This window comes from Streptomyces sp. A1136, assembly GCF_004795055.1.
In the GTDB taxonomy this organism is placed as follows: Bacteria; Actinomycetota; Actinomycetes; order Streptomycetales; family Streptomycetaceae; genus Streptomyces.
In genome coordinates this window covers 1-23,509 of record NZ_SSBJ01000045.1, presented here as the reverse complement: position 1 = coordinate 23,509, position 23,509 = coordinate 1, and the positions used below count along the sequence as shown (strand labels likewise).

Genomic DNA, 23,509 nt, shown 5'->3' with positions numbered 1-23,509 from the left:
GTCCGTCCAGGGTGGGGAGTTCACGTCGTGCCACAGCTTGCGTTCGCCAACAGCTTCTGGGAGAGCTACGACGTCCTGGAGAAGCCGATCAAAGCCGGCGTGCGCAAGGCGATGGAGAAGTTCCAGAAGCTGACGGTCGCCGAGCTGTATGCCGACAAGGGACTGCACCTGGAGTCCGTCGACAAGGCACGCGACCCTCGGATGCGTACGATCCGCGTCAACGACTTCTGGCGCGGTGTGGTCCTCTCCCCCGACGATGGCAGTGACGTCTTCCTGCTGGTCAATGTGGTAGCGCACGACGACGCGTACACCTGGGCGGCCAAGCGCCTGTACACGACGAACAAGGCCACGCGGGGCTTGGAGGTCCGCAACGTCGTCGCGATCGAGCACCTGACCCCCGCCCTGGAGAAGGCCGCAGCAAAGGCCCCGGCCCTGCTGTTCGGTCCGTACTCCGACACCGTGCTTCGCGATCTCGGCATCGACGACCAGGTCCTTCGGGCGGTACGCACGGTCATCGACAAGCCCCAGCTGGAGGCCTTCGGGACACTCCTGCCGGAAGACCAGTTCGAGGCGCTGCAGTACCTCGCGGAGGGATTCACCCCCGAAGAGGTCTACCGGGACGTCGTGGCGGTACGCCGCCCGGCCGACTCCGGGCCCGATCCGGACCAGAGCCTGGCCGTGGCCATCGCCAACACCACGAGCCGCATCACGCTCGTCACCAGCGCGGACGAGCTGACCGAGATCCTGGACAAGCCGTTCGCCGCGTGGCGCGTGTTCCTGCACCCCTCGCAGCGCCGGGTCGCCTACCGGGTGTCGTACGGCGGACCGGTCCAGGTCACCGGCGGACCGGGCACCGGCAAGACCGTCGTGGCCCTGCACCGCGTCAAGCACCTGCTGTCCCGTGCTCCCGACACCCGGATCCTGCTCACCACGTACACGAACGCCCTGGCTCAGGTTCTGCGGGAGAACCTCGCTCTGCTGCTGGACGGTGACGAGACCCAGCTGGCTCGGGTCGACGTGACCACGGTGAACGCCTTCGCCCACCGGACCGTCACCGGAGGCGGCGCGCGGGTGCCGTCCCCCGTAAGCGACCGGGAGGAGCGGCAGATCTGGCAGCGGGTAGTCAAGAAGCTGCAACTGCCCTGGTCCGAGCAGTTTCTGGCGCAGGAGTACCGACACGTCATCCTGGCCCAGGACATCCGCGATCTCGACACCTACCGTACGGCTCTGCGGCGGGGCCGGGGCAACGCCTTGTCCGCTGCCCGGCGGGAACAGCTGTGGCCGGCCGTCGAACTCTTCGAGGCGACGCTGGGCGGCCAGGGCTCCACCACCCACCTCCAGGTGTGCGCGCGGGCCGCCCGACTGCTCGCCCAGACCCCGCCCCCGTACGACCACGTCGTGGTCGACGAGGCACAGGACCTCCACCCGGCCCAGTGGCGGGTGCTACGCGGCGCGGTCGCGCCCGGCAGCGACGACCTGTTCATCGCCGGGGACCCGCACCAGCGGATCTACGACTCGAAGGTGTCGCTCAGCTCGCTGGGGATCTCGGTGACCGGCCGTACGACCCGGCTGCGCATCAACTACCGCAGCACGGAGGAGATCCTGACCTGGTCGACCGGCATCCTCGCCCCGGTGGCCGTAGAAGACCTCGGCGGCGCAGGCTCGGACAGCCTGGCCGGCTACCGCTCCGTCCTGCACGGGCGGCGGCCGAGGGTGGCAGGGCACGGCTCCGAGCCGGCGGAGGTCGCGGTGCTCGTGGACCGGGTGCGGGAATGGATCGCGCAGGGTGTGAGGCCGTCCGAGATCGGCGTCTGCGCGCGCTTCAACCTGCTCCTCGACAAGGTGTACGAGCGGCTGGTGGCGGACGGGATCCCGGTGGCCCGGGTGCGGGACAACCCGGGCCCGGAGGTGGAGGGGGTGCGCCTGGCCACCATGCACGCGATGAAGGGACTGGAGTTCCGCTGCGTAGCGGTGGTCGGGGTGACGACGGGGGCACTGCCGTTCGGCCGAGAAGTCACCCCGGCTTCGGTCGATGCCCTTCAGCACGAGTCGGACCTGCTGCGGGAGCGCTGTCTGCTGTTCGTCGCGTGTACCCGGGCCAGGGAGGCGCTGTACATCTCCTGGTCCGGGCTGCCGAGCGAGTTCGTTCCGCAGGCGGCCGAGCGCTGAGCCGGCGGCGGGGCGAGCGCGTTCCCGGCTAGGCTTCCTCGTCGGGAGACGGCATGAGTGCCCCGTTGCCCAGTCCGTCGCGGGCCAGCTCCACCGCCTGACGGCCGAGGTCCGCGGCCTCTCGGACCCGTTCCTCGAACTCCCGGATCGTATTGAACGCCCGCCCGTAGCGGCGCTGCGCCTCGATGTCCATCTTCGGGACCCGGCCGCTTCGGACGTCGAAGCGATAGGTGCCGCTGGCGCTGGTCGAGCGTCGGGCGTTCGCCGTGCTGTGCAGGAAACCCCGAAGGTAGTCGGTGTCCAGCTGGTCGCTGACCGACGCCGGCTCGGTATCGCCGTACTCGACGAGTCCGGCCCGCGCGAGTTCGGCGACACTCACCGTCGAGGCTTCCATGGTTCCGGGACCGGTCCCCTCGGCGAGGGTCGGAAGGAGTGCGGCGAGCTGGGCGAGCTGCTGCTCCAGCCGGGTCCGTAGGGATTCGTACTCGGTGATGTAGTCGCGGTGCGAGGCCAGGATGTGCCGGCCGGGGGTGAGGTCGACGGCATCGTTCAGCAGGTCGACCAGGGAGGCGTCCACCACTTGGTGGGGGGCCGGGTCCAGTGGTCCGTCCGGATCGTTGGCGGTCAGATCGACCAGCCGCACAGCGGTCGCCGCATCACCAGTGCCCAGGGGGCGGGTGAGCTGCCAGACATGAACGGGGAGTGCGTGCGAGGCCGCGACTCCGCCGGGCAGGGCGACGACTTGTGTCAGTACCCCGCGCCGTACGAGCTCGGCCCGAATCCGGCGGCCTGCCTTGCGGTACGCGACCGATGCGGGCATGACCATGAGGACCCGGCCGCCCGGAGCGGTATGGGCGTACGCATGTTGCAGCCAGGCCAGCTCACCCTCAGCCTTGGGCGGTGTGCCGAACTCCCATCGCGAGTCGAGCAGCAGGGCCTCCCGGCCCCAGTCGGTGACGCCGACGGGCGGGTCGCACACCACCAGATCGGCAGACACCTGCGGCCACTGGTCGGCGCAGAGCGAATCGCCTTCCGTGACGGAGACGTCCGTCTGCCCGCCCAGGTCGGCCCGGAGCTGGGCCAGGCGCGCGCTGTGCGGCTCCCGCTCCTGCCCGAAACGTTTCAGCCCGTGTTTGGGTCCGACGGTGAGCAGCAGCGTGCCGATGCCACAGGCCGGGTCCAGCACGGTGGCCTCCGCGTGCAGGGTCCCGGCGAGATGGCGCAGGGCGCGAAGGATCCGCTCGGAGGTGACGTGGTCGGAGCCGGAGCGGCCGACGGAATCGGTGATCCGGGTGGCCAGCCCTTCGACGACCGAGGCGGCAGAGCCGGAGCGGACAAGTTCCTCGGACAGCCGGACGGCGTCGGCGGGAAGATCCGGAGTGGGTTCCGCCTGCGCCAGCCGCCTGGCGACGTCCGCGACACCGGCGACCGTCTCTTCCCCGTAGGCGGCCCGCACCGCCTGCCAGAGCCTGACCTCGTCCGAGACGTCCTGTCCCTTGTGCTGCCTGTCCAGCCACGCCTGGACCTCGGTGAAGGCGAAGAGCGGACTGTTCACACCGCCACCTCTGGGAGCGGGAAAGTCTTCATGGCGCCGACGCCAATTGGAGACGGCCGCCCGCGTCACACCTGCGAGGCGGGCGATCTCGGACCCGGAAACCAGCTGCTCCGGCGAAACACCCTCCACATCAGCCATGGCGCCAGCGTACACGACCGCTCCAGCGATTGACTTCACAACATGTTGACACCGTACACACAGTGTGTCATCCGAGTTCTGTCGGTGGCGGTCCGCTACTCCTCATCGAAGTCGTCCAGAGTGAAGTCGAAGGCCAGCTGCTCGACGAACCTCTGGCTGTCAGCAGCCTGCTCGTCCTTGGCATCGGTGTCGACCGTGTCGTCCTCGTCGTGCGGGAGGGCGTATTCGTCAGTGAGCCGCGCGAGGTGCAGGACCAATGGCAGCCCGAGCACGTCGCGGTAGTCGTCGTCACAGATGCGCTGCTGGTGGACAACTGCCGCCCATGCCTCCGGATCGTCCCCCGGCTGAAGGCAGGCAACCGTCAGTTCCAGGAGCTCCGGATTCCACGCGTTGGCCTTCGGCCGGAAGGCGTTCTTGCCCGAGGCGTTGGTGTGGGCGGTGAGCTTCGCGTCCTCGTTGGTGAGTTTGGTCTGCGTACTGGCCTTACCGGCCGTGCTGTAGAAGACACGACCGGAGTCCCCGGTCACACGGGACACCCATAGGCCGCCGGCGAAACCTGCCCGCTGCATGCCCTTGTGCTTCGGGTCGAGCTCCTCCGCCTCCGCCCACCACTGCGGGGTCTCGTCGCGCCCGCTGTCGGCCACGCGCACGACCCGGAGCTGCTTGCCGTAGAGACCGATCCGCTGGACGGGCCCGCCGTCCAAACCGAGCCGGTCCCGCTGCAATCCGTCGTTACGCAACCACGGCCAACGCTTACGCACGTCCTGCGCGTGTACGAACGCCAGCGTCGGGGCGCTGCGCAGGCCGGCCACGGTCTTCTTGACGAAGGCGGCCACATGCGCGGACTGCTGTGCCGCCGAACGGAGATCCGTGTCCCTGACCCGACCGGTGAGGGACTTCAGCAGCTCCGGGTACGGCACCCACTCGTGCATGTCGGCGGTCTTGCCCAGCACACACTTCGTTCCGGGTCGGATGAGGACGGCGATGGGAGTGAACTGCGCCCTTCCGGTGGGACCGTCGCGGCGCTGCTCGACCAGGTGGAAGGCGAGCTGGTTGAGTCCGGGCGGAATCAGCTCATCACCGAGGGCATGCTGCGGGATGAAGCGCGTACCGGTCTGCCGGATGCCGTCCGCCCAGGCCGCCTCGGCACGGATGCCGGCCTCCTCGGCCGCCTTCTGCGGCTCCAGATCCTGGTCCAAGGGGCGGAGGAACTGGGTGACCAGACCGGCCTCGGCGCAGCCGAGGCGGATGGCGTACTTGGGGTCGGCCCGACGCTTGGTGTTGCGGAAGCTCTCCTCACCTTCCAGTTCCACGAAGGCGACCTGTGCACCGGTCACCGGCAGGCGACCCGGCGCCAGTGCCGCCGCGACCTTGCGGCGACGCTCGTCGATCGCCTGTTCATGTTCCTTTCCGCGGCGGGGCACCCTCTCTCCGCCCAGCGGTGCGCCCAGGTCACCGAGCGGTAGTGCGCACAGCTTGACCGAGAGCTCCGGTGTGTCCCACCGCCAGATCTCACCCGTCCCTTCCCGCCGGTGGCCGGCCAGGCCAAGGCCCGCTTCCGCTGCCGCGAGCACCCGATCCCGCTGGTCATCGGTCTGGTAGAGGACCAGAGCGACGAGCGCGGCGCCGTCGAGGGCCTCGGCGAGGCGGGCCCTGCGCTTGACCGCGTTGTCGGCGACACGCTGCTCGCGCTTTCCGAGGGCGGCGGCCAGGTCCCCGGGCTTCTTCTCCACCTTCGGGATGGACGGCAGAGGCTGGAGCTGGCGCTTCGGCGGGCCGGCGTACCGGCTGCGTGCGAGCAGCGGCACCGGTACGAGCTCGGGGGCGAGCGCCTGCTCGGCCCACTCCGTGAGCCTCCGCCGCTCGCCCGGCATCAGACCGGTGCCGACGGGATGTGCCCCCATCGCCGCCTGGTGGCCGACGGCCAGAGTGAGCCCGTCCCTCCCACCGATCCAGTGGTCGGCCTCCTTGACCAGTCGGTCCACGGACGGCAGGGCGTCGAGCGCGGTGACGTATCCGAGCATCCCCTGCACTCCGCCCTGGCTCCAGTCCGTCGTGCCGTTACGCCAGCGGATGGTCGCCACGGAGAACGCAGGAGAGGACAGCCCGTCCGGGACGAGCGAGGTGTCGGGCAGCAGGTAGACGGAGACGCCCCTCTGGTACGGCATCCACACCTTCCCCGTGACGAAGCGGCGGATGCCAGTGGCCAGGTGCACTCGGGGGACGGAGGAGAAGGGTGAGGTGCGGACCGTGATCCTGATACTGGCCGCATAGTAGGAGGACGCCTTGCCCGACTCGATCTTCCGCGGGGGCCAGGACATCAGCTCCGCACCGCCGCTGCCGAGGCCCCGGGCGCCCGGAAGCTGGGCCACCCGTCGGAAAATCAGGCGTTCGCCGTTGTGCTCGTAGGGTTCCTGCCGCTCGATCCGGCCGGCCAGGACCTCCGGCAGCAGCCGGTACACGTGGTTCGCCGGCAGGGCGGTCCCCCCGGGAGAAAGCTCCTGTTCGAACAGGTCCACCATGCCGAGCTGCCAGTGCGGGAGCGCCGGACCGAGGTCCCGGAAGGTGTCCATCAGCTGGGCTCCGGTGGCGGGGTCGTCCGGCTTCTTGCCGAGGTTCCTCAGCCACGCGGCGATGTAGGTGTTCATGACCGACATCGGGTATTCCTGCTCGCAGTACAGCCAAGGGCGCTGCGAGCCGAAGGTGGCCGTCCCGTCGACGGTGACGATGTCGGGCGCGGTCGCACGCATCAGCTGGTTGACCGCCTGCGTGGGCACGGTACGGCGCCAGGAGGCCTCGCGCTCCGTCAGGCCCGCACGGCGCAGTTCCAGAAGAGGCTGCTCCCATTCGGCGGGCAGCACGAGCGTGTGCATCGGGACCGCGAAGGAGCCGCGCGACGGGTCGGCCGTGTAGGCCGCAGTCCGGATGTGCTGGTATTCCACGGAGTGGTTCTCCCTGTACGAGGGCGGGTGGGGCACGGAGGTCGGTTCGGCGTCGGTTCGACCTGGGTCAGCCCATGTCGGCGAGCGCCCGGTAGAAGGGCTCGTACAGCTCCTGCACGAGCGACTTGTCGATGGCGGCCAGATCGGAGTCGGGGTCGTCGAGGAAGTAGGGGGCGAGCACCTCACGCATGCTCGCCAGCAGGCTGGTCTCGGGGGTGTCGGTGGCCTGGAAGCCGGCCTCACGCGGCGAGAACGCGGCGTCGACGAAGACCACCCGGGCCGGCACGCCTCCGCGTACCAGGCGGCCGATGACCTGCCAGATGACCACCAGTTGGTCCCAGGTGAACGCGGTCTTCTCGTCCTCGCGCAGACTGGACCAGGCCAAGCGCCGGGTCAGCAGACGGTTCCACTGGCGGCGTGCGCGGCTGCGGAAGGCCACCGCTGCCCGATCGGGGGTGGCGGCGGCCAGAGCGGCCTGTTTGAACGACCCGTCGGTGTCCCTGAGCTGTCGCACCGCCCAGTCGTTGATGGCCTGGATGGCGAGTGAGATGTCGTCGGGTCTGGGGTGGGGCCGGGCCAGGAAGTACACGCTCCCGATGGCGGCTTTCCCCCCGCGGAGCACGATGTTGTGCCCGCGCTCCACGGCGAGCAGGGGAGCCACGAGCAGGTCACCGCCGACCGCGGGGAAGGATCTGACGTCGCCGCGGGGCAAGGTGCGCACCCCGTTGTCCTCGGGCATCCGAGTCCAGGCGGTGTCGGAGTCGGCGTCATCGGAGACGAGCTGGGTCACCCGGCCGTTCCACTCGGGGATCTGGTTGAGGTATTCGGCTGCCCGCCGGGCCTCGTCGTAGCTGCCGACGAGCAGCAGGATCCGGCGCCGCTCCGGGTCTTCGATCTCGGCGAGCTCGGTGTCGAGCATGCTGACGGCGTCCGGCAGACTGCGGTCCGGTACGGCGAGCTGGTGCAGCATGTGGATCAGCGCCTGCGGACGCTCTTCCGGGTCGCAACCGGACAGACGGAGGGGCTTGGGGTGGGGGCTGTCGGGCCAGTAGAGGAACTCCTTGCGGAACTCGGTGTCGAGCACTGCGCGGATCTCGGAGTCGAGCGGGCGCAGGATCGCGCCGACCGGGGCATGGAGGTGGTATCGGCTCGACGTCCCCGCCCAGCTGGTCGCGGACATCAGCAGGACGTGCGGGCCCGGGCGGCCGTCGACGGCACACAGGTCACCCAGTCGCATGAGCAGCTCCCTTCCCACCCCGTTGCAGCGGAAGAAACGCAGCTCGCCACTTCGGTCGCCGTCTCGCTCGCGCTCGTCGTGCCGGAACTGGAAGCCGAGCACGTTGCCCATGGGTGATTCGGGAATCACGGCCTCGTAGTCCTTGGGTGGCCGGCGGGAGAGCACATTGGAAGTGACGTCCAGGTTCAGAGCCGCCTCGACCCGGGGCCACAGCGTGGTCATGAAGTCCAGCCGGCTGTGCAGCGCGGCCAGCAACAGGGTGAACTCGAAGCGCCTGACCTGGAGGTCCGGCTGCTCCAGGACGCCGGAGTCCTGCTCGACGACGGCTGCGAGGGTCTCCCGCAGGCGTTCCCTCGTCCGGGCACCCTGCGGGGCGTGCAGGAGTTCCAGGGCCAGGTGGACGAAGGTGTTGACCACGGACGTGATCTCGTCCTGCTCGCCGTCGGACTGGTGCTCGTGCAACGGGCCGTCCCGGAACCGGAGCAGGGCCGCGTCCAGGACACGGGCGGCCGCCGGGAGCTCCTCGCCCTTGCGTCGTGCGGGGAACCAGCTGTCGAGCAGCAGGCTGTGCAGGGTGAAGGCGCTGAAGTAGTCGACGCTGATCCACTTCCGGATTTCGGCATGCTGCACCAGCAGGGCGAAGATCCGGTCCGTCGCCGCGCTGACCGTGTTGACGGCGTTGGTCCAGTCGTCCACGTCCCGCGCGGACAGCTGAAGCCGCCCGTCGCGTGCCATCTGCTGGAACTTGTGCACGGCGACCTCGTCGAACCACGAGTTCGGCGACCGGCCCACGAGTGTGCTGGCCGGCGCGAAGGCCGTGTCGAGCTGCATCTGGACCCGGTCCGCCTCGTCGACGATGACCAGGTCGCTCAACCGGCAGGCGAGTTCGAGGTAGCGCAGCTGCTCCTGGTGCTGGTGCCGGGGCACCGCGCTGTGTACGAGCCCCGCCGGGGTGGCGACCCAGACCTGGGCGTCGACCAGGTCGCGGGCGGCCCGGTGGCGTGGGCAGCGGTTCCACAGTGGGCACAGGCGCCGCTGCGGAGTCGGCTGGCTCCGGCGCGGGCCGGGATCCCCGTCAAGTGACGGGTCTCCCTCGTCCTCGGTGTGCTCGGGAACCGTGTAGAGGCCGAGGCAGGGCGCCTCCCGGATGCCGAGCGGCCGCCGGGCCTCCAGTCCGCGCAGCACGTCCACCGGGCAGGCGCTGCTGAGGTGGGTGAACCCGGGATGGACGTGTCCGAGCATGGTGGCGGCCCCCACGGTGGTCGTCCGGCGGTGGAGCCGGCTGATGTTCCGCTCCCGGGTCGAGTGGCCGAGTACGGGAGCGGCTCTGATGCCCAGACGGTCGAACTGCTCGACCACGGCCAGGGTCTCGGCGACGTCCCCCACGACGATGGTGACCCGGAGACCGGGCGGCTGGCTCACCACATGGAAGGTGAGGATGTCGCGGATGGTCGATTTACCGGCGCCGACCATGCCGACCATGTGCAGCAGCCGGTCGATCCGCAGCCGACCCCGTCCGACGAACCGCCCGAGCTCGTCGTCGCGTACAAGCAGCCTGACGCGGCGCAGTCGCCGCGCCCAGCCGCTGCGTGGACCGTCCGGTGTGAGGGCTTCGATGGCGTCCATGGCCATGGCCGCCTTCTCCAGGTCCTCCCACGTCACCTCGACGGGGGTGCCCCTTCCCACCGTGGGGGCGTCGAGCGCGTGGGACCTGGGCAAGGTGTCCGTCAGCAGGTCCTCGGTGAACTCGACAGAGTGGACGCGGTCCTGGACCCGGAAGGTGTACTCCCCGGCCGCGGCGAACGTCACCTCCTGGGTCGCGAACGCGGGTGCGCTGGTGAGTAGTTCCTCGAAGACCTGGAATCGCTGGGCGGCCCGGGCCGGAGTACGGCGGCGCGGCCGGCTCTCCAGGCCGTCCAGGTCGTAGCCGCGAAGCTGCTGGGGCACCGACATGTATGCCGTGACCTGCTCTCTCCAGGCCCGCCCCCGCCTCAGATCCCAGAGGTAGTGCCGGGCCCGGAGAATGCGCAGGCGTTGCTCGTCGGTATGGACATCGCCGAAGACCTCGCTGTACGGGTAGCCACCGAGCAGCGGCCACGTGTCGGCGGCCGTGCGGCTGGGCATGGCGCTCTCCAGCAGGTAGAGACCCAGCTCGACATCGAGCAGATCTCCGGGCCGGAAGGCCCCCAGGGCCTGGGGCCAGGCCTCGGCGAGCTGCCGAGGTGAGCAGCGCCGGTGCCATCCACTGCGGTCACGCATGCAGGCCTCCGTCGCGTGTGTGCTTCGTTTCGGACAGTTCGTCGGCGACCAGCCGAAGAAAGGCGCGGTCGTCCAGCAGGGTTACGCGTTCGGCCAGCTCCTCGGGCAGGTTGCGCAGGAACTGGCGCCCGTACGCCTCGTTCTCCTGGAAGCGATAGCGCGGTACGACGAGGAAGGCCCGCTCGTAGGGCGGTTCGGTGCGGAACGGGGTGAGCGTGCGGGCGAGCAGGACGGGGTTGACCCAGTCCTTGACGTCCACTGCCCAGTGGCGGCCGCCGGGCAACGGCACCCGGAGGTCGTAGGCGTCGTAGTTGGGCCACATCTCGGCCCGGATACCGAACTTCGCCAGCAGCGCGGACTCCAGCTCGGTCTCCGCGAGCCCCGGACTGGTGATGAACATCCTCAAGGGGCGGCTGAGCTGGAATACCCCTCCCCGCTCCGCCCGGAGTGCCCTGCCAGGGCGGCCTGCCCGCCCGTCCCGGCGGCAGCGGTCGAGCTCGCACCGGTGGCCGCCCCGCAGCAGTGGCACCATCAGGCAGCCGCACCGCTCGCACTGGCTGTAGGCGCCGTCGTGCAGATACGAGGCAGGGACCGGCTCGTAGCAGCGCTTGATGACCTGCTGAAGCAGCATCCCGCATGCGGGATCGCCGCCGAGGAGAGCGAGCTCGACGCCCGTCAGGACGGGCTTGGTGGTGAGCAGCTTGCGGAACGCGGTGTATGCGTGAGGCGCATTCGCCGCGCGGCAGACCGCCAGTGCCTCCAGGATCCGGTCGTTCTCGAACAGTTCTGCTGCTGGGTCGGCCGCGCTGACCTCCCATTCCAGACAGAGCTGGTGGGGCAGCCGGGTCTCGGGGTCGACCAGCCGGGTGTCACTGGTGCGCAACTCCTCGGGCAGGGCGAGTGGCCACCGCCCCAGCGGGCGTTCAGCAGCCCATCGAGCCATGTCCGGCACGCTCCCCGGTGGTTCCACGCCCACCCGAAGGCAGTGCAGGACCAGGCGGTTGTAGGCGTTCTGCACGTTGGCCGGATAGACCGGGTTCGGGACCGTGCGCTGCCTCGAAAGTATGAGCAGCGCGCCGGCGACCAGGCGCAGCAGGTTCTCGTCCGGCGCGGCGGAAGTACCATCGGACCGTTCGGGCAGGCTCGCGGTTGTCATCCGCCCCCCGTCTCAGGCTCGTGTGCCAGGGTGTTGCTGGGACACCACCGGGATACCGGACACCACTGACAGTGGCGCCCGGGGCGGGCCTCATAGGTCTCGTCCTCGCGCCACGGACCGGCGTACTTGCGCAGTACGGCCATGGCCTTGGCGAGCCGATCGGGGTCAGTGGGGTCGATGACGTACGGGTGAGAGCCCGTCGGGCGCAGAACCTCGACCTCCACCCGGGAGCCTGCGGGGTCACCACCGAAGGCTCCACGGGCGAGCAACGCGACAGCGAGCGCAAGTTGCGGGTACTCGTCCAAAGGGTCGTCGTGGTACCAACGCGCCTTCCGGGTGGTCTTCAGTTCGTGCCACACCCAGGAGCCGTCTTCCCGGTACAGCAGGTCGGGCTTGGCGATGACGACCGCCTGCGCGGCGGTGTCGTGTACGACGCGCAGCGGTTCCGTCTCCACCTGGTCGATGAGGGCGGCGTCGTGGAACGGGCAGGCACTCACGTGGTGGAGCAGCATCTGCCGGCCGGTCTCGGCTTCCTCGTCGGACACCTGCCACCGGCCACGCGTCCAGTTCTCCGCCTCGGCGGGCATGTCGGCGACCGCGCAGGCCGGCCGCCCGTCCCGCTGGTGCAAATGCTCGATCCAGCCGTGCACTGCCTGGCCGAGCTTGGCCGCACTGGTGTACTCGTCTTCCTTGGGCAGATGCAGCCCGCGCAGTAACTCCTGTGCCGGGCATTCCCGGTGGTATCGCAGGTCACTGACGGACACCTTGCGCTGCGGGCGCACCTGCGAGGGAAGACCCAGCACGCCAGGGGTGCGCGGCACCGCGGCGCATCCCGTGAACTGCTTGCAGTCGATGCACGAGGAGCCGGGCACCGGGTCTCCGCCCGTCACGACACGGGTGACGTGCGGGTGGCCGTGTTCGGCGTAGAAGGCCTCCGCTTCCTGAACCGTGCCGTCGAACTCCACGGTGTGGCGCCCGTCGCCCAGCCCTACTTCGACGACTCGGACACGCGCCGGTCCGCTTCCCGGCCCGTACGGCTGGAATTTGTTCTTCCACTTGCGCGGCCAAGAGGCGGTTCGACCGCGCGCCGCCACATACGCCGCGATGGCGATCTCACCGGCGGTGGAACCCTTAGGAGCGCCGTGACGCAGCCGCCGGAACTCCCGGGTGAGTCCGTCGGCGGACTCGTATCGGCGCCACCAGGCATACATCTCCCAGAACTTGCCGTTCTCACGCTGCACCACCCAATAGGGACGTACGGGCCGCAACCGGTCGGACACGCCTCCCGCGTCGCCGCCGCTGCCGAGGTACGTGCGCACCGCGTGCTCGACGTAACGACGGTGCCCGGGGTGCAGCCCGGGTGTCCGCGAGGCGAGTGCGGCGAGCGCCGCCTCGCGAGAATCACCCCCGAACTCGACCCGGTCGATGACCTCCATGACCGGTCCGAGGGTGAAAGTCTCCAGCACGGCCTTGGGAAGCTGCGACCTGTGGGCGGGGAAGAGCGCCGGGCGCGCCTTCGCCGCCGCGTGGGACGGGCAGGTGCGCTCTTCGTCTCCGCCCGTTCCCGGTCCGATTCGCAGCAATCCCTCGTCCCCGGCCAGCCAGGCCGGCTTCTGCCACACGCCCATGAGCCCTCCCTTGTGCATCCGCCAGACGTCCGTGCACATCAGTCAGGAAAGCAATCTCTGTGGATATAGTCAACCAGATTCTATGTCCACAGTCACACGCTTGTGTGTACTTGGCTGCTCACCGCTTGCCGCGTAGAGTCCGGCTCAGGCACACGCGATGCGTGCAGTCCCCCACGCATGGGCAGGGCGCGCCCCTCACAGGGCGACGGCCAAAAAACTTCGAGGAGGGGAGGCACCATGTCCGGCAACCGCGTGGAGGTCACTTCGGCGGACATCGCCCGGATCACTGGTGTTCGCCCCACCGCCGTCAGCAACTGGCGCCGCCGCCACGAGGACTTCCCCCAACCCGTCGGCGGCACCGAACGCAGCCCCCGCTTCGACCTCGGGGAGGTCGAAGCGTGGCTGCGACGGGAAGGGAAGACGCCGGAGATCCCCCCCGCCCAGCGGCTGTGGCAGGCCCTGGGCTCGATGGGGGACGTCATGCCCCTGGACGACGCCGTGGGCATGGCAGGAACGCTCCTCCTCCATCTCCATGAACATCCGGGCACCACGGTCCCCCCGACCGCCTCCGGATGCAGCCGACTCATGCAGGCGGCCGACCAGACCCTGAGCCTCGCCCGCGGCGCCCGCGCCGGTGTCACGGCTCTCCTGGCCCACTCCCCCGGCCAAGAATTCGGCCCGCGTCAGACCCAGTTGCTCCGTGCTGCCGTCGATGCAGCCAACGCGGACGGTCCGGCCGCCGCGTTCGAAGAGCTCTGCACCCGGTACCTGTCAGGCGGCCCCAGGGCCGCCTTCAACCCGACTCCTCCGGCCCTGGCCACCCTCATGGTCGCCCTTGCCGGCCCTGCCCACGGCACATTGCTCGATCCCGCCTGCGGCAGCGGCACGATCATGCTCGCCGCGGCCGATGCCGGTTTCACCCGCCTTCACGGCCAAGAACAGAACCCCTCGCTCGCCAGGCTCGCCGCCCTACGCCTGGCCTTCCGTGCGGCGGTGTCCGGCGGCCCGACGGTCGTGTACGACGTACACGCCGAGGACTTCCTGCGGCATCCGGCCTATCCGCGCCGCGCCTCCGCCGTCGTCGGCAATCCACCCTTCGCCGACCGCGCTTGGGGCTACGAGGACCTGGCCGACTCTCCCCTGTGGGAGTACGGCGTGCCGCCCCGCGGCGAATCTGAACTGGCCTGGGTGCAGCAGGCCCTGGCGCACGCGTTGCCCGGCGCCCCGGTCGTCCTGCTGATGCCGCCGGCCGCCGCGGTACGCCCCTCCGGGCGCCGCATTCGCGCCGCCCTGCTGCGGCGTGGCGCCCTGCGCGCTGTCATCTCACTGCCGCCGGGCTTCGCCGCGCACTACGCCCTCCCGCTGCAGATCTGGGTGCTGCGCCGCCCGGAGGCCTCTGCCCCTCCCCTCGGGGAACACGCGGGCAACGACCACCTGCTGGTGGTCGATGCCAGCGAGGTCACCGAGCCCCTCCCCGTAGTGACGGAGATCTGGTCCGACTACCACGCAGCTCCGGAGTCCTTCGCCCCCCGCCCCGGCATGGCCCGTACGGTCCCACTGATCGAGCTGCTCCACGACGCCGACGTCACTCCCCGCCGCCATCTTCCGCAGGCCGAGCCTGGCAGAATGCCCCAGGAGGCGCTGGTGGCCGCCCGTTCGGCGTTCGAGGCCGCCTCATCCGCTCTTCCCACACGCATGCCCCCGCTGCCGCTCCGCCCCGAGCCGTCCACGGACGAGCGGCTGACGGCGCAAACGGTTGCCCTCGGAGACCTGATCAAGAGCGGCGCGATCGTCCACCATCGACCGGGCCCGCCGAGCGGCGCCGACGAGGTACCCTCCGAGCCGGGCGAAGCCCGTTACCTGCTGGTCCGGGACATCACCTCGGGCCGCCCTGCCTCCGGCGTCGGACCGGCCCCGGCGGAGCCATTGCTGTACCCGCTCATCCGGGCAGGCGACATCCTCCTCCCCACGCTGGCGCGGGAGGTCGTGACACGGGTCGCCACCGGGGAAGACGTCGGGACGTACGCGGGCTCCGGTGTTCATCATCTGCGGGTCACCGACCCCGAACTGGTCGACCCGTGGTATCTCGCCGGGTTCTTGGCCAGCGCCGAGGGCGGTCGGCAGGCGGCCTCTGTGACAAGCACCCTCAGCACCCGCACCCGGGTTGATCCGCGCCGGGTACGGATTCCGCTGCCGCCGATCGAGTGGCAACGCGCGTACGGCCACGCCTTCCGCTCCATCGCGGAATTCACCACAGCCGTACGTGCCGTCCACGACCTTGGAATTGATCTGGCACGTGACCTGGCAGAAACCGTCGCGGCAGACCTGCGGGCGTCCTTGACCGACAGCCGGCCCACCGCACACCGGTAGAACCCGTGGCCGCCGACGTTGTGCAACACCCCTGCTCCCTTGCCTCGCCGAGCACCCGGCGCCGGCGAGCTCGGGCCGCGGCCGCCCGGGGGCTGCCGCGGCAGTCCTTGCCTTCACGGCCAGCTCTCCCGAGGTGAACGTGCGGGTGACCGCGCTCCCGGAAGCGGGGTCGGGCCTCGCTCGTGACCTGGACCGCGAAAGGGCCGGAACCTTCCGCACAGCGCGGTGGCGAGGGCTTCCGTCCGATTGAATGAATGCCGTGACACATGCTCTGGGTTTCACCGAGGAAGACCTGCGCCGACTGGCCGGGGCGCGCTCCTTCGAGCGGGGGCTCGGCTACTTGTCCGCGATCTCTGGAGTCCCGTACCCAGGAGGAGCTGCTTGCCCTGGTACGAGAGCAGCTAGCCGACGACCGTGACCTGCGGCGCCGCCTGGAGTTGCGCGCGGCCGCCGCCGGCGAGGACACCGGCATCGTACGCGAGCGCGTTCTGAGCCTCCTCGACACCCGCCCCTTCGCCCGCTACGGCTACGTCGAGTACGCCGACGCCCACGCTTACGGCAGGCAGGCGGCAGAGGCCGTCACCGCACTGCGAGGACTGACGGCGAGCGGTTGGTCGGCGGACGCGGTGGAGGTGGCCCGCGAGGCTCTCCAGAGTCTGGGCCGCGCGTACGGCAGGATCGACGACTCGGACGGGCTGGTCGGGGACATGGCCGCCCGGCTGGCCGAAGCCCATCTGGAAGCCTGCCAGACCGCGCGGCCCGACCCGGTGGAGACCGCCGAGTGGCTGGTGCCATACCTGCTGAACGAGGCGAACGACACCACCGACATCGACCTCTTCGACTACCGGGAGGTGCTCGGTGACCCGGGCCTGACCCGGGCGCGCGCTGGTCGTGGCTGCCTGGCAGGCCAACCCGAAGGGGTGGGGGGAAAAGTACCTCATGGAGCGCGTCCTGAAGGCCGACGGCGACAACGTGGACGCACTGATCGCGGTACACGCGGCGAACCTCGCCCCGAACGGCCGAACCCACCTGGTGATCGCCAGGGAGCTGAAGGAGGCGGGCCGCACGGGCCAGGCCCTCGAGTGGGCAGAACGCGGCCTGCGGGAGACCATCGCCGAATGGGGACCCGACGGTGATCTGGTCAACTTCGTCTGTGAGCGCTACGAGCAGGCCAGCCGTCTGGCCGACGTGGTCGGGGTCCGCCAGGATCTGCTGCGCGCCCGTCCCTCGCTGGCCGCCTACCAGCACCTGCGTACGGCGGCGCGTGCGGCCGGCACCTGGGAGAGCGCCGAACGCACGGGCGCCCTGGAAGCGCTGGAGGCCGTCGCCCAGCCCGAGAAGGGCCACTGGTACAACGGCTCCGTGCTGGTCGACGCGCTCATGGACGACGACGACCTCCAGGCCGCCTGGCAGGCAGCCTCTGGCGGCTACGCCGACGAGGGCCAATGGCTCGCCTTGGCCGACCGGATCCGCGATCGGCGACCGGCAGACGCGCTGAACGTCTACCTGCGCCAGATCGAACCGCTGCGCAGGCAGACCGGTGACGGCACGTACGAGCGCCTTGCGGAGCTCCTGCTCAGCGCCCGCGCCTGTCATCGCCTGCTGGGTTCGGAAGCTGAGTTCGCCAGCTACCTGGCCGCCCTGCGCTCCGACCAGAAACGCAAGCGAAAGCTGATGGCCATCCTTGACCAGCACGGGCTCTGAGCGACCTACCCGCTGCCCGCCGCCGAGGTGCGCTCCGCGTACCAGGACATCCCGGCGCCGCTGCCATGCGGGCAGGTGACCACACAGCCCTCGTTGGTCGCGATGACTGCCGCCGCGCTGGGCCTCGCCGACTGTGAGGGGGTGCTCGAGACCGCCCTATTTCGGCTTGTGCAGACCGCGGTGAGCGTCGAGCGCCGTCCGGACCTGGTGGCGGAAGCCCGGCGGCGGCTGACCGCGGAGGCGCGTGTGCGCCGCTCTGCCCGGTCGGCAAGCCGGCGCGCTACAACTGGTGGGCGCACACCTACGGCACGGCCGGTCACGTTCGAGTCCTGTCGCCCAGCGACACTCCTGCCGACGCTAGGGCTGAGATCGAACTCTGTCCAGATGGCGATCGCCTCACCTGAACGAAGGAGACGAAGCTGCTGCCGCCTTACTATGCACCCTCGCCATCCGGTGGATGACTGCACCCGTGCCGTCGGCGAGGACGGCCGGGTGCGGCCTCGACGACGTCGGGCTCCACGTCACAGAGGCCGTCACAACGTACCGACAAGTCCCCGGCGCCAGCATCATGCGCGACCGCCAGCTGGTGTGCTTCCGTGAGCAGCCTCAGGGGCTGATGCTGACCGATTGCTGACCAAGGCCCCGACGCCACGCCCCTGACCTGCAGAAACGCCCAGATGTCAGATGTTGGACTTGAACATGGTACGAAGCATGAAGAAACTCCCGAAATGTCTGCTCCCTGCCTGCTTCACGCAGGTCAAGGGCGGTCTCGGCAGCCTATAACGATTCGCGTGTCCGGTCAGCCGCCCCGAGGCATTTCAGGACTCGTGCCGACCGCGTGGTGGCCGCCCGCCGCGCTGCCACGAGAGCGGGCACCGCGCCCGCCGTGGCCGGCGCCCGGTCAGGGCCGGCCCGGCCCGTCCGGGCGGACGACGTGGCGGCCTGCGGGGTGGGCGACGGGCTCGCGGGGACCGGTGGCGCGGCTGATGGCCGATTCGACCGAGGCGGCCCGGTCCGCGAGGAGGGCGAGGGTCGCCACCGCGCGGGTAAGGGGTCCGAATCCGGGCCTCCCAAAGCCTCGCCCCGGACGCGGGAGGCCCGGATCGCGGCCCCCAGCGAAGGGCCCCCCAGCGAAGGGCCTGTCCAGGGGGGCGTGTGGCAGGCCGGGACATACCCGAGGACTACTCGACGGCTTCGACCGCGTCCTGGCCGCTGTGTGCACGACCGGCCGCCGGCTCACGCGAGAAGAACTCGAATCGCGCCGAGCCGTCGGTGAGCGGGCCGCCGAGGCCGGATTCGGACTCCGCGTGCTGGTCCGCCTCTACTCCATGGGCCCCTGCGGCAGGCCCGGGGCGGGCCCCGTCCCATGCCGGAAACGCTGATCGCGTACTTCGACTCCGGCTGCAACGCGGCGGAGGCCGCCCGGCGGCTGAGCCTGAGCGTGCGGGCGTTCACCCCTCTGGAGCGCATCCACCGGCTCACCGGCGCGAGCCCCGCCGACCCGGGGCACCGGACGGTGGTCGAACGATCGACCAGCGTTCGGGAGTGCTGTCACTTCGTGTCTCCGCGGGCTCGTGCCCGAGCCCTGGCCGCCTTGCGCGCGGGCGCCGTGCCGTGCCGCGTCCGGATGATCAGGACGGCGGCCGAGGCCACGAACAGGACGGCGGTGATCAGCAGCCAGCGAGCCAGGAAGCCGTCGTCGGACAGGCCCGTGGCGGCGGTGAAGCCACCGACCCGGCGCAGGATGAGCGGCCACCACACCAGCAGCAGGAGACCGGACACGAAGGCCGGGACGCGAACGTAGTTCACGGAGGGCTTCGCCCTGACCCGGGTGTCCGCCGTACCGGTGCGGAACAGCAGCTGCGCCGCTCTGTCCGCCGTCGCGTACAGGGGCAGCAGGACGAGGTCGTGGAGGAGCGCAGCTCCGACGAACCACAGCGCCACGCCGAGGGCGTCCCCCTCGAACAGGCGCAGACCGGCGTAGACGGCGAGGGCGAAAGAGGCGAGGACGAGGAGGAGGTGGAGGGGGGAGGCACCATAGTGACGACGGAAGGCGGCCCTGCCGCCGGCAGCGCTCACGCGGGGTCTCCGAAGGTGAGACGGGTGACCCACTTGGTGTTGTGGACGCCGGGCGCGGCCGGGACGATCACGCGGGCCGGGTAGCCGTGGTCGAGGCAGAGATCGGCCCCGTTGACCCGCACGGCGAGGAGCGAGCGCGTGTCGCGTGCCTGATTGGCGGCCAGAACCGCCGAGCTGAAGGACCCGCCGCGCTGTACGGACTCGACCAGGACCCGAGGGGTCTGCGCGCCGAGTCCGACGAGGGCGGCGAGATCGGTGAGGCGGACCCCGCTCCACTGCTGGTCGGAGGTCGACCACCCCTCCACGCAGGCGATCGGCAGGGCCGACTCGCTCTGGGGCATGGCCAGCAGCTCCTGCCGGGTCAGGACCACCTGGCGTCCGGCCCCGCGCACGGTCAGCCGCCAGTCCGGGCCGATGTCACCGGGGCGGATACCGACCGAGCCGGCGGTCTTGTTGATCTGGAATCCGTTGGGCCCGGGACCGGGATCGCGTCCGTGCGGAGCCAGCAGTGCGGTCCCGCGCCACCAACCGCCGATGCTCTGACCGGCCGTCACGACGAGGAGGGCGAGGGAGCCGGCTCCTACCATGGCCACCGCGCCCCGCCGCGAGATCGTCGGGGCTGCGGGCCGCGGGGAGACCAGGCCGGCCGCCTCCTCGGAGCCCGCCCGGGGCTGGGCGTCGCGTCCGGCACGCACCGCGTGCACCGCCCGCGGCAGCCGGAACGCCACATGCACGACGAAGGCGCCGATGAACACCCAGGCGCCGTAGAAGTGCAGGGTGTAGAAGGATCCCGGGAAGATGTAGTGCAACTGCACGTTGAGGATGCCGGTGACGAACTCGAAGCCCGCGCCGCCCACCAGCAGAAGCAGGGACAGGCGCTCGATGCCGTGGCTGACGGACCGCACGGGCGGCCACTCGAACAGCTTCGGGATGACCGACCACAGCTTCGCCAGCAGCACCGGTACCAGTACGACGCCCAGTACGACGTGCACGCCCTGGGTCAGCCGGTACAGCCAGTACGGCGAGGTAGGCCAGGTGAACAGGTAGAAGCCCAGCCAACCCTTGTCCGGGGTCTGGTCGTTGACCGCTGCCAGGTCCGGGTTGTAGGCCGCGTACGACAGCAGCCCGGTCACGAACAACACCGTGACCCCGCCCAGCAGGGCCAGCCCGAACACGGCCGTCAGCCACGGCCCCCGCAACGGGCTGCGCCAGAACCCCGGCCGGGACGGACCCGGCGGCGGCCCCGCCGCCACGGCCGTGTCCACCGCACCCCGCAGCCGTGCCGGAAGGGAAGGCTTCGGCGGGGTGCCCGGCACCGGTGCCGGTCTGCTCTCGGGCCGATCCCGCTCGCCGTCACTCGCCGCCATCGAGCACCTCCGCGCACCAGGGTCCGGGCCTATCGGACGGAACGATCAGGGAGAACATCCCGCACCGGGCCCCGGCCCGACCCGTGACACGCCACGCCTGCGACCAGACGGACGGTGGCCGGCTACCGCCTGCCCGGCTTCCGGGGCGGATCGGCCGGCGGGTGGCCCGCGGCCGGGGCGGCGGTGCGGGGGAGGAAGGCCGCGGCGGTCAGGCCGCCGAGTCCGACGACGGCGAGGACGGCCATCGCGGTGGCGTAGGCGTTCCTCGACAGGCCGGCGACGAGGATGGTGCCGGCGATGGCGGTGCCGAAGGACGAGCCGAGGTTGGACACGCTGCGGGACAGGCCGGAGATCTCTCCCTGGCGCTCCTCGGGGAAGGCGGACTGGACGATGTTGACCGAGGGGGTCAGCATCCCGCCGAGGCCGAGGCCGATCAGCAGCAGGCCCGGGGCGAACGCCCAGGGGCCGGGAGAGCCGGCGACGAAGGCGATCAGGACGCCGATCCCGGCGATGGCCAGGGCGAACCCGGCCATGATCAGCGAACGCTGCGGCCACCGTTTCGCGAGGCGTTCGGCGGCCAGGGAGGAGGCGAGCAGGCCGAGAGTGGCCGCCGTGAAGATCACCCCGGTCTGGACGGCGTCGTAGCCGCGGACGACCTGCAAGAACGCGGCGACGGTGAAGGAGGTGCCCATGAGCAGCAGCCACTGGGCGTTCTGGGTGACCAGCCCGAGGTTTGACGTGCGGTCGCGGAACAGGCCGGTCGACAGCAACGGCTCCCGCCCGGCCCGCTCCTCGCCGCGCACCCACCGCAGGAACCAGAGCAGGACGAGTGCCCCGGCCGCCAACAGCGCCGCCATCAGCCACAGGTTGTCGTCGGCGGCGAGGATGCCCATGACGATCAACACCAGCCCGGCCGCGGAGAGCACGGCGCCGCGGACGTCGAAGTGCCGTCCCGGGTCGGGCGGCAGGGGGTCGACGAGCGAGCGGCTCATGACGACGATCAGCAGGATCACCAGGGCCTGGAAGACGAAAGCGGCGCGCCAGCTGATCGCCGAGGTGATCAGGCCGCCGATGAGCGGGCCCGCCGCCGCGCCGACGCCGCCGGCGGCCATGACGATGCCGAATGCGCGGGCACGTGAGGTGAGGTCGGTGAAGAGCAGGGTGGTGAGGATGTAGACCGGTGGGATCAGCAGCGCGGTCCCGACGCCTTCGAGGATCGAGTTGCCGAGGATCAGCACGCCGAGGCCGGGCGAGACCGCGCTGAGCACCGCCCCGGCCCCGTACACGACGAGTCCGATCAGGAAGCAGCGCTTGCGGCCGAGGATGTCGCTCAGCTTGCCGCCGGGGATCATCAGCGCGGCCATGACCAACAGGAAGATCGTGATGGCGACCTGGACGCCCTGGACGGTCGTGTCGAGGTCGTGACTGATGTCGTTGATCATCACGTTCATGTTGGAACCGGCGAAGCTGCAGATGAACTGGGCCAGGGCGAGCGGGGCCAGGAGCCGCCGGCCGGAACCGGCCCGCGGCGCGGTGGTGGGGCCGGTCGGGGGTGTCTGCTCGGTCATGATCCCTCCGCACCTCGCGTTCTGCTCGGGCCGGTCGGAGGTCAGCGGGGCCGGGCTTCCGCCCGGCCGATCTCCTCGGCGAAGAGACCGACGTGGTCGGCGTGGGTGGGCATCGCGCCGCAGGCCGGGAAGCCCGGTGCCCCTGGACGTCGGGGGAACCTGACGGAACCCGGCCGGGCGGACGGTGCCCTTCCATCCTGCGGCCCGCCCACCGACGCCGCACGCCCGGCGGGTCGGCTGCTCGGGGCCGCAGCCCGGTCCGAGGCGTCCGGGCATCCGAGGCGTCCGGGCATCCGAGGCGTCCGGGCATCCGGAGCCTCTGGGGCGGGTCAGGCCTGGTCGTGCCAGGAGAGAGCCGTGATGCGCCAGCCGGCGGGGGTACGGACGAACTGGAGGGTCTTGGTGCCGACGCCCTCGAAAGGGGCGCCGTCCAGGGTTCCGGACTTGCGGTAGTCGCCGAAACGCGACGCGACGTCACCCCGGACCTCGGTGCGTTCGGAGGTCTCCCACTCCGAGAAGTCGACCAGGCGGCCCTCGTCCAGCAGCCGCTGCCGGGGTTCGATGAACTCCTCGACGGTGTAGACCGTGAACTCGGGGCCGGTCTTGACGATCACACCGCCGGGCAGGAACAGTCGGCGGAGCCTGCCGACATCGGCGGTCCTGCCGCCCCGGTTGTCGAAGGAGCCGAAGAACTCGGCCGTCAGGGCGTCGAGTTCGGACTTGGACCGCGTACCTGACATGGCGTGTTCCCCCGCTTCGGTTTCCCGGCCGCCCTCCCCGGGCCGGCCACGCCCACAGGTGGCCGATCGACCGGGGCGCGTCTCAAAAGTAGCGGCAGAGGGCCGACAGACCCAGGAACAGGGTCGGAAGCACCGGGATCGCCGCCACCGCACCGGCAGTCAGGCGTCGGCGCAGCATCCGGTAGCGGTGTTCGTAGGCCGCCGCGAGTTCCTCCCCGCGGGCCACGACGGCCGCCAACATCTGCCGCTTCATGCGCAGGTGGTGCTCGGCGAAGAGGCCCGCGATCTCCTGTCGTTCGCCCGGGCCGAGCCAGCTCAGGCGCCCGGCGAACGCCTGCGCCTCGGTGTGGGCCTCGTGCAGGGCCGCCTGGCTGATCAGGTAGCCCTCCAGGCGCGCCAGGCCCGCGGCGGTCTCCGCCTCACCCGGTTCGTCCATCGTCGCTCGCCGCCGCCCTGCTACCCGGCGGCCGTGGGGCCGGCGGAGTCGTCGCGGGGCGGCGAGACGGCCTTGTCCTGGTCGATCACGTCGCGTTGGCCCTCGTTCTCGCGGCGTTCCAGTTCGGAGATCTCGTAGTGGTGCAGGTCGAAGGCGGGGGA

The 23,509-nt window shown here is 70.6% G+C and carries 15 protein-coding genes and 1 pseudogene; 4 read left to right on the top strand and 12 right to left on the bottom strand.

The features are described from left to right. The first annotated feature begins 27 nt into the window (after positions 1-27). The gene (locus E6R62_RS31650) at positions 28-2,169 is read left to right on the top strand and encodes a DEAD/DEAH box helicase (protein ID WP_136216920.1); all 2,142 of its coding nucleotides are present in this window, start codon (positions 28-30) and stop codon (positions 2,167-2,169) included. A gap of 28 nt (positions 2,170-2,197) precedes the next feature. Here E6R62_RS31650 and E6R62_RS31645 read toward each other — a convergent pair whose 3' ends face one another. The 5 genes from E6R62_RS31645 to E6R62_RS31625 all read right to left on the bottom strand — a co-directional run bounded on the left by E6R62_RS31645 (position 2,198) and on the right by E6R62_RS31625 (position 13,084). Then, the gene (locus E6R62_RS31645) at positions 2,198-3,862 is read right to left on the bottom strand and encodes an N-6 DNA methylase (RefSeq protein WP_136216919.1); all 1,665 of its coding nucleotides are present in this window, start codon (positions 3,860-3,862) and stop codon (positions 2,198-2,200) included. Positions 3,863-3,957: 95 nt separating this feature from the next. Further along, on the bottom strand, positions 3,958-6,804 hold the full coding sequence (locus E6R62_RS31640; protein ID WP_136216918.1) for a DUF3962 domain-containing protein: 2,847 nt from the start codon (positions 6,802-6,804) through the stop codon (positions 3,958-3,960). Between the two features lie 67 nt (positions 6,805-6,871). Next, entirely contained in the window at positions 6,872-10,300 is a 3,429-nt protein-coding gene (locus E6R62_RS31635; RefSeq protein WP_136216917.1) for a signal recognition particle, read from the bottom strand. Further along, complete coding sequence (locus E6R62_RS31630) at positions 10,293-11,456, bottom strand: HU-CCDC81 and SPOR domain-containing protein (RefSeq protein WP_136216916.1); 1,164 nt, start codon at positions 11,454-11,456, stop codon at positions 10,293-10,295. The genes E6R62_RS31635 and E6R62_RS31630 overlap by 8 nt, the downstream gene beginning before the upstream one ends. Continuing rightward, positions 11,453-13,084: a PD-(D/E)XK nuclease family protein gene (locus E6R62_RS31625; RefSeq protein ID WP_136216915.1), complete on the bottom strand. Its 1,632-nt coding sequence runs from the start codon at positions 13,082-13,084 to the stop codon at positions 11,453-11,455. The genes E6R62_RS31630 and E6R62_RS31625 overlap by 4 nt, the downstream gene beginning before the upstream one ends. Positions 13,085-13,321: 237 nt before the next feature. Between E6R62_RS31625 and E6R62_RS31620 the strand changes: the two genes are divergently transcribed. Further along, entirely contained in the window at positions 13,322-15,454 is a 2,133-nt protein-coding gene (locus E6R62_RS31620; protein ID WP_136216914.1) for an N-6 DNA methylase, read from the top strand. A 401-nt stretch (positions 15,455-15,855) separates the two neighbouring features. On the opposite strand, the gene E6R62_RS42110 is transcribed toward E6R62_RS31620, so the two are convergent. Further along, complete coding sequence (locus E6R62_RS42110) at positions 15,856-16,395, bottom strand: hypothetical protein (RefSeq protein WP_306432494.1); 540 nt, start codon at positions 16,393-16,395, stop codon at positions 15,856-15,858. Here E6R62_RS42110 and E6R62_RS42105 point away from each other — a divergent pair. Then, the gene (locus E6R62_RS42105; protein ID WP_306432493.1) at positions 16,394-17,158 is read left to right on the top strand and encodes a hypothetical protein; all 765 of its coding nucleotides are present in this window, start codon (positions 16,394-16,396) and stop codon (positions 17,156-17,158) included. The genes E6R62_RS42110 and E6R62_RS42105 overlap by 2 nt on opposite strands. Before the next feature lie 901 nt (positions 17,159-18,059). Here E6R62_RS42105 and E6R62_RS39935 read toward each other — a convergent pair. Beyond that, positions 18,060-18,197 carry a hypothetical protein gene (locus E6R62_RS39935; RefSeq protein WP_168714246.1) on the bottom strand — a complete coding sequence of 46 codons (138 nt, stop codon included), beginning with the start codon at positions 18,195-18,197 and terminating at the stop codon, positions 18,060-18,062. A gap of 291 nt (positions 18,198-18,488) precedes the next feature. Here E6R62_RS39935 and E6R62_RS31610 point away from each other — a divergent pair. Further along, positions 18,489-18,689 (top strand): annotated as a pseudogene (locus E6R62_RS31610) (helix-turn-helix domain-containing protein); the annotation flags it as partial. A gap of 20 nt (positions 18,690-18,709) precedes the next feature. Here E6R62_RS31610 and E6R62_RS40380 read toward each other — a convergent pair. From E6R62_RS40380 to E6R62_RS31585, 5 genes are all read right to left on the bottom strand, one after another. Beyond that, on the bottom strand, positions 18,710-19,237 hold the full coding sequence (locus E6R62_RS40380; RefSeq protein WP_136216913.1) for a hypothetical protein: 528 nt from the start codon (positions 19,235-19,237) through the stop codon (positions 18,710-18,712). After that, the gene (locus E6R62_RS31600; protein ID WP_240802017.1) at positions 19,234-20,502 is read right to left on the bottom strand and encodes a molybdopterin-dependent oxidoreductase; all 1,269 of its coding nucleotides are present in this window, start codon (positions 20,500-20,502) and stop codon (positions 19,234-19,236) included. Before E6R62_RS31600 ends, E6R62_RS40380 begins: the two co-directional genes overlap by 4 nt. Positions 20,503-20,726: 224 nt before the next feature. Next, positions 20,727-22,172, bottom strand: a complete 1,446-nt coding sequence (locus E6R62_RS31595; RefSeq protein WP_136216911.1) for an MFS transporter — start codon at positions 22,170-22,172, stop codon at positions 20,727-20,729. Between the two features lie 329 nt (positions 22,173-22,501). Further along, complete coding sequence (locus E6R62_RS31590; protein ID WP_136216910.1) at positions 22,502-22,912, bottom strand: nuclear transport factor 2 family protein; 411 nt, start codon at positions 22,910-22,912, stop codon at positions 22,502-22,504. An 82-nt stretch (positions 22,913-22,994) separates the two neighbouring features. After that, complete coding sequence (locus E6R62_RS31585; protein WP_136216909.1) at positions 22,995-23,348, bottom strand: hypothetical protein; 354 nt, start codon at positions 23,346-23,348, stop codon at positions 22,995-22,997. Between the last annotated feature and the right edge of the window lie 161 nt (positions 23,349-23,509).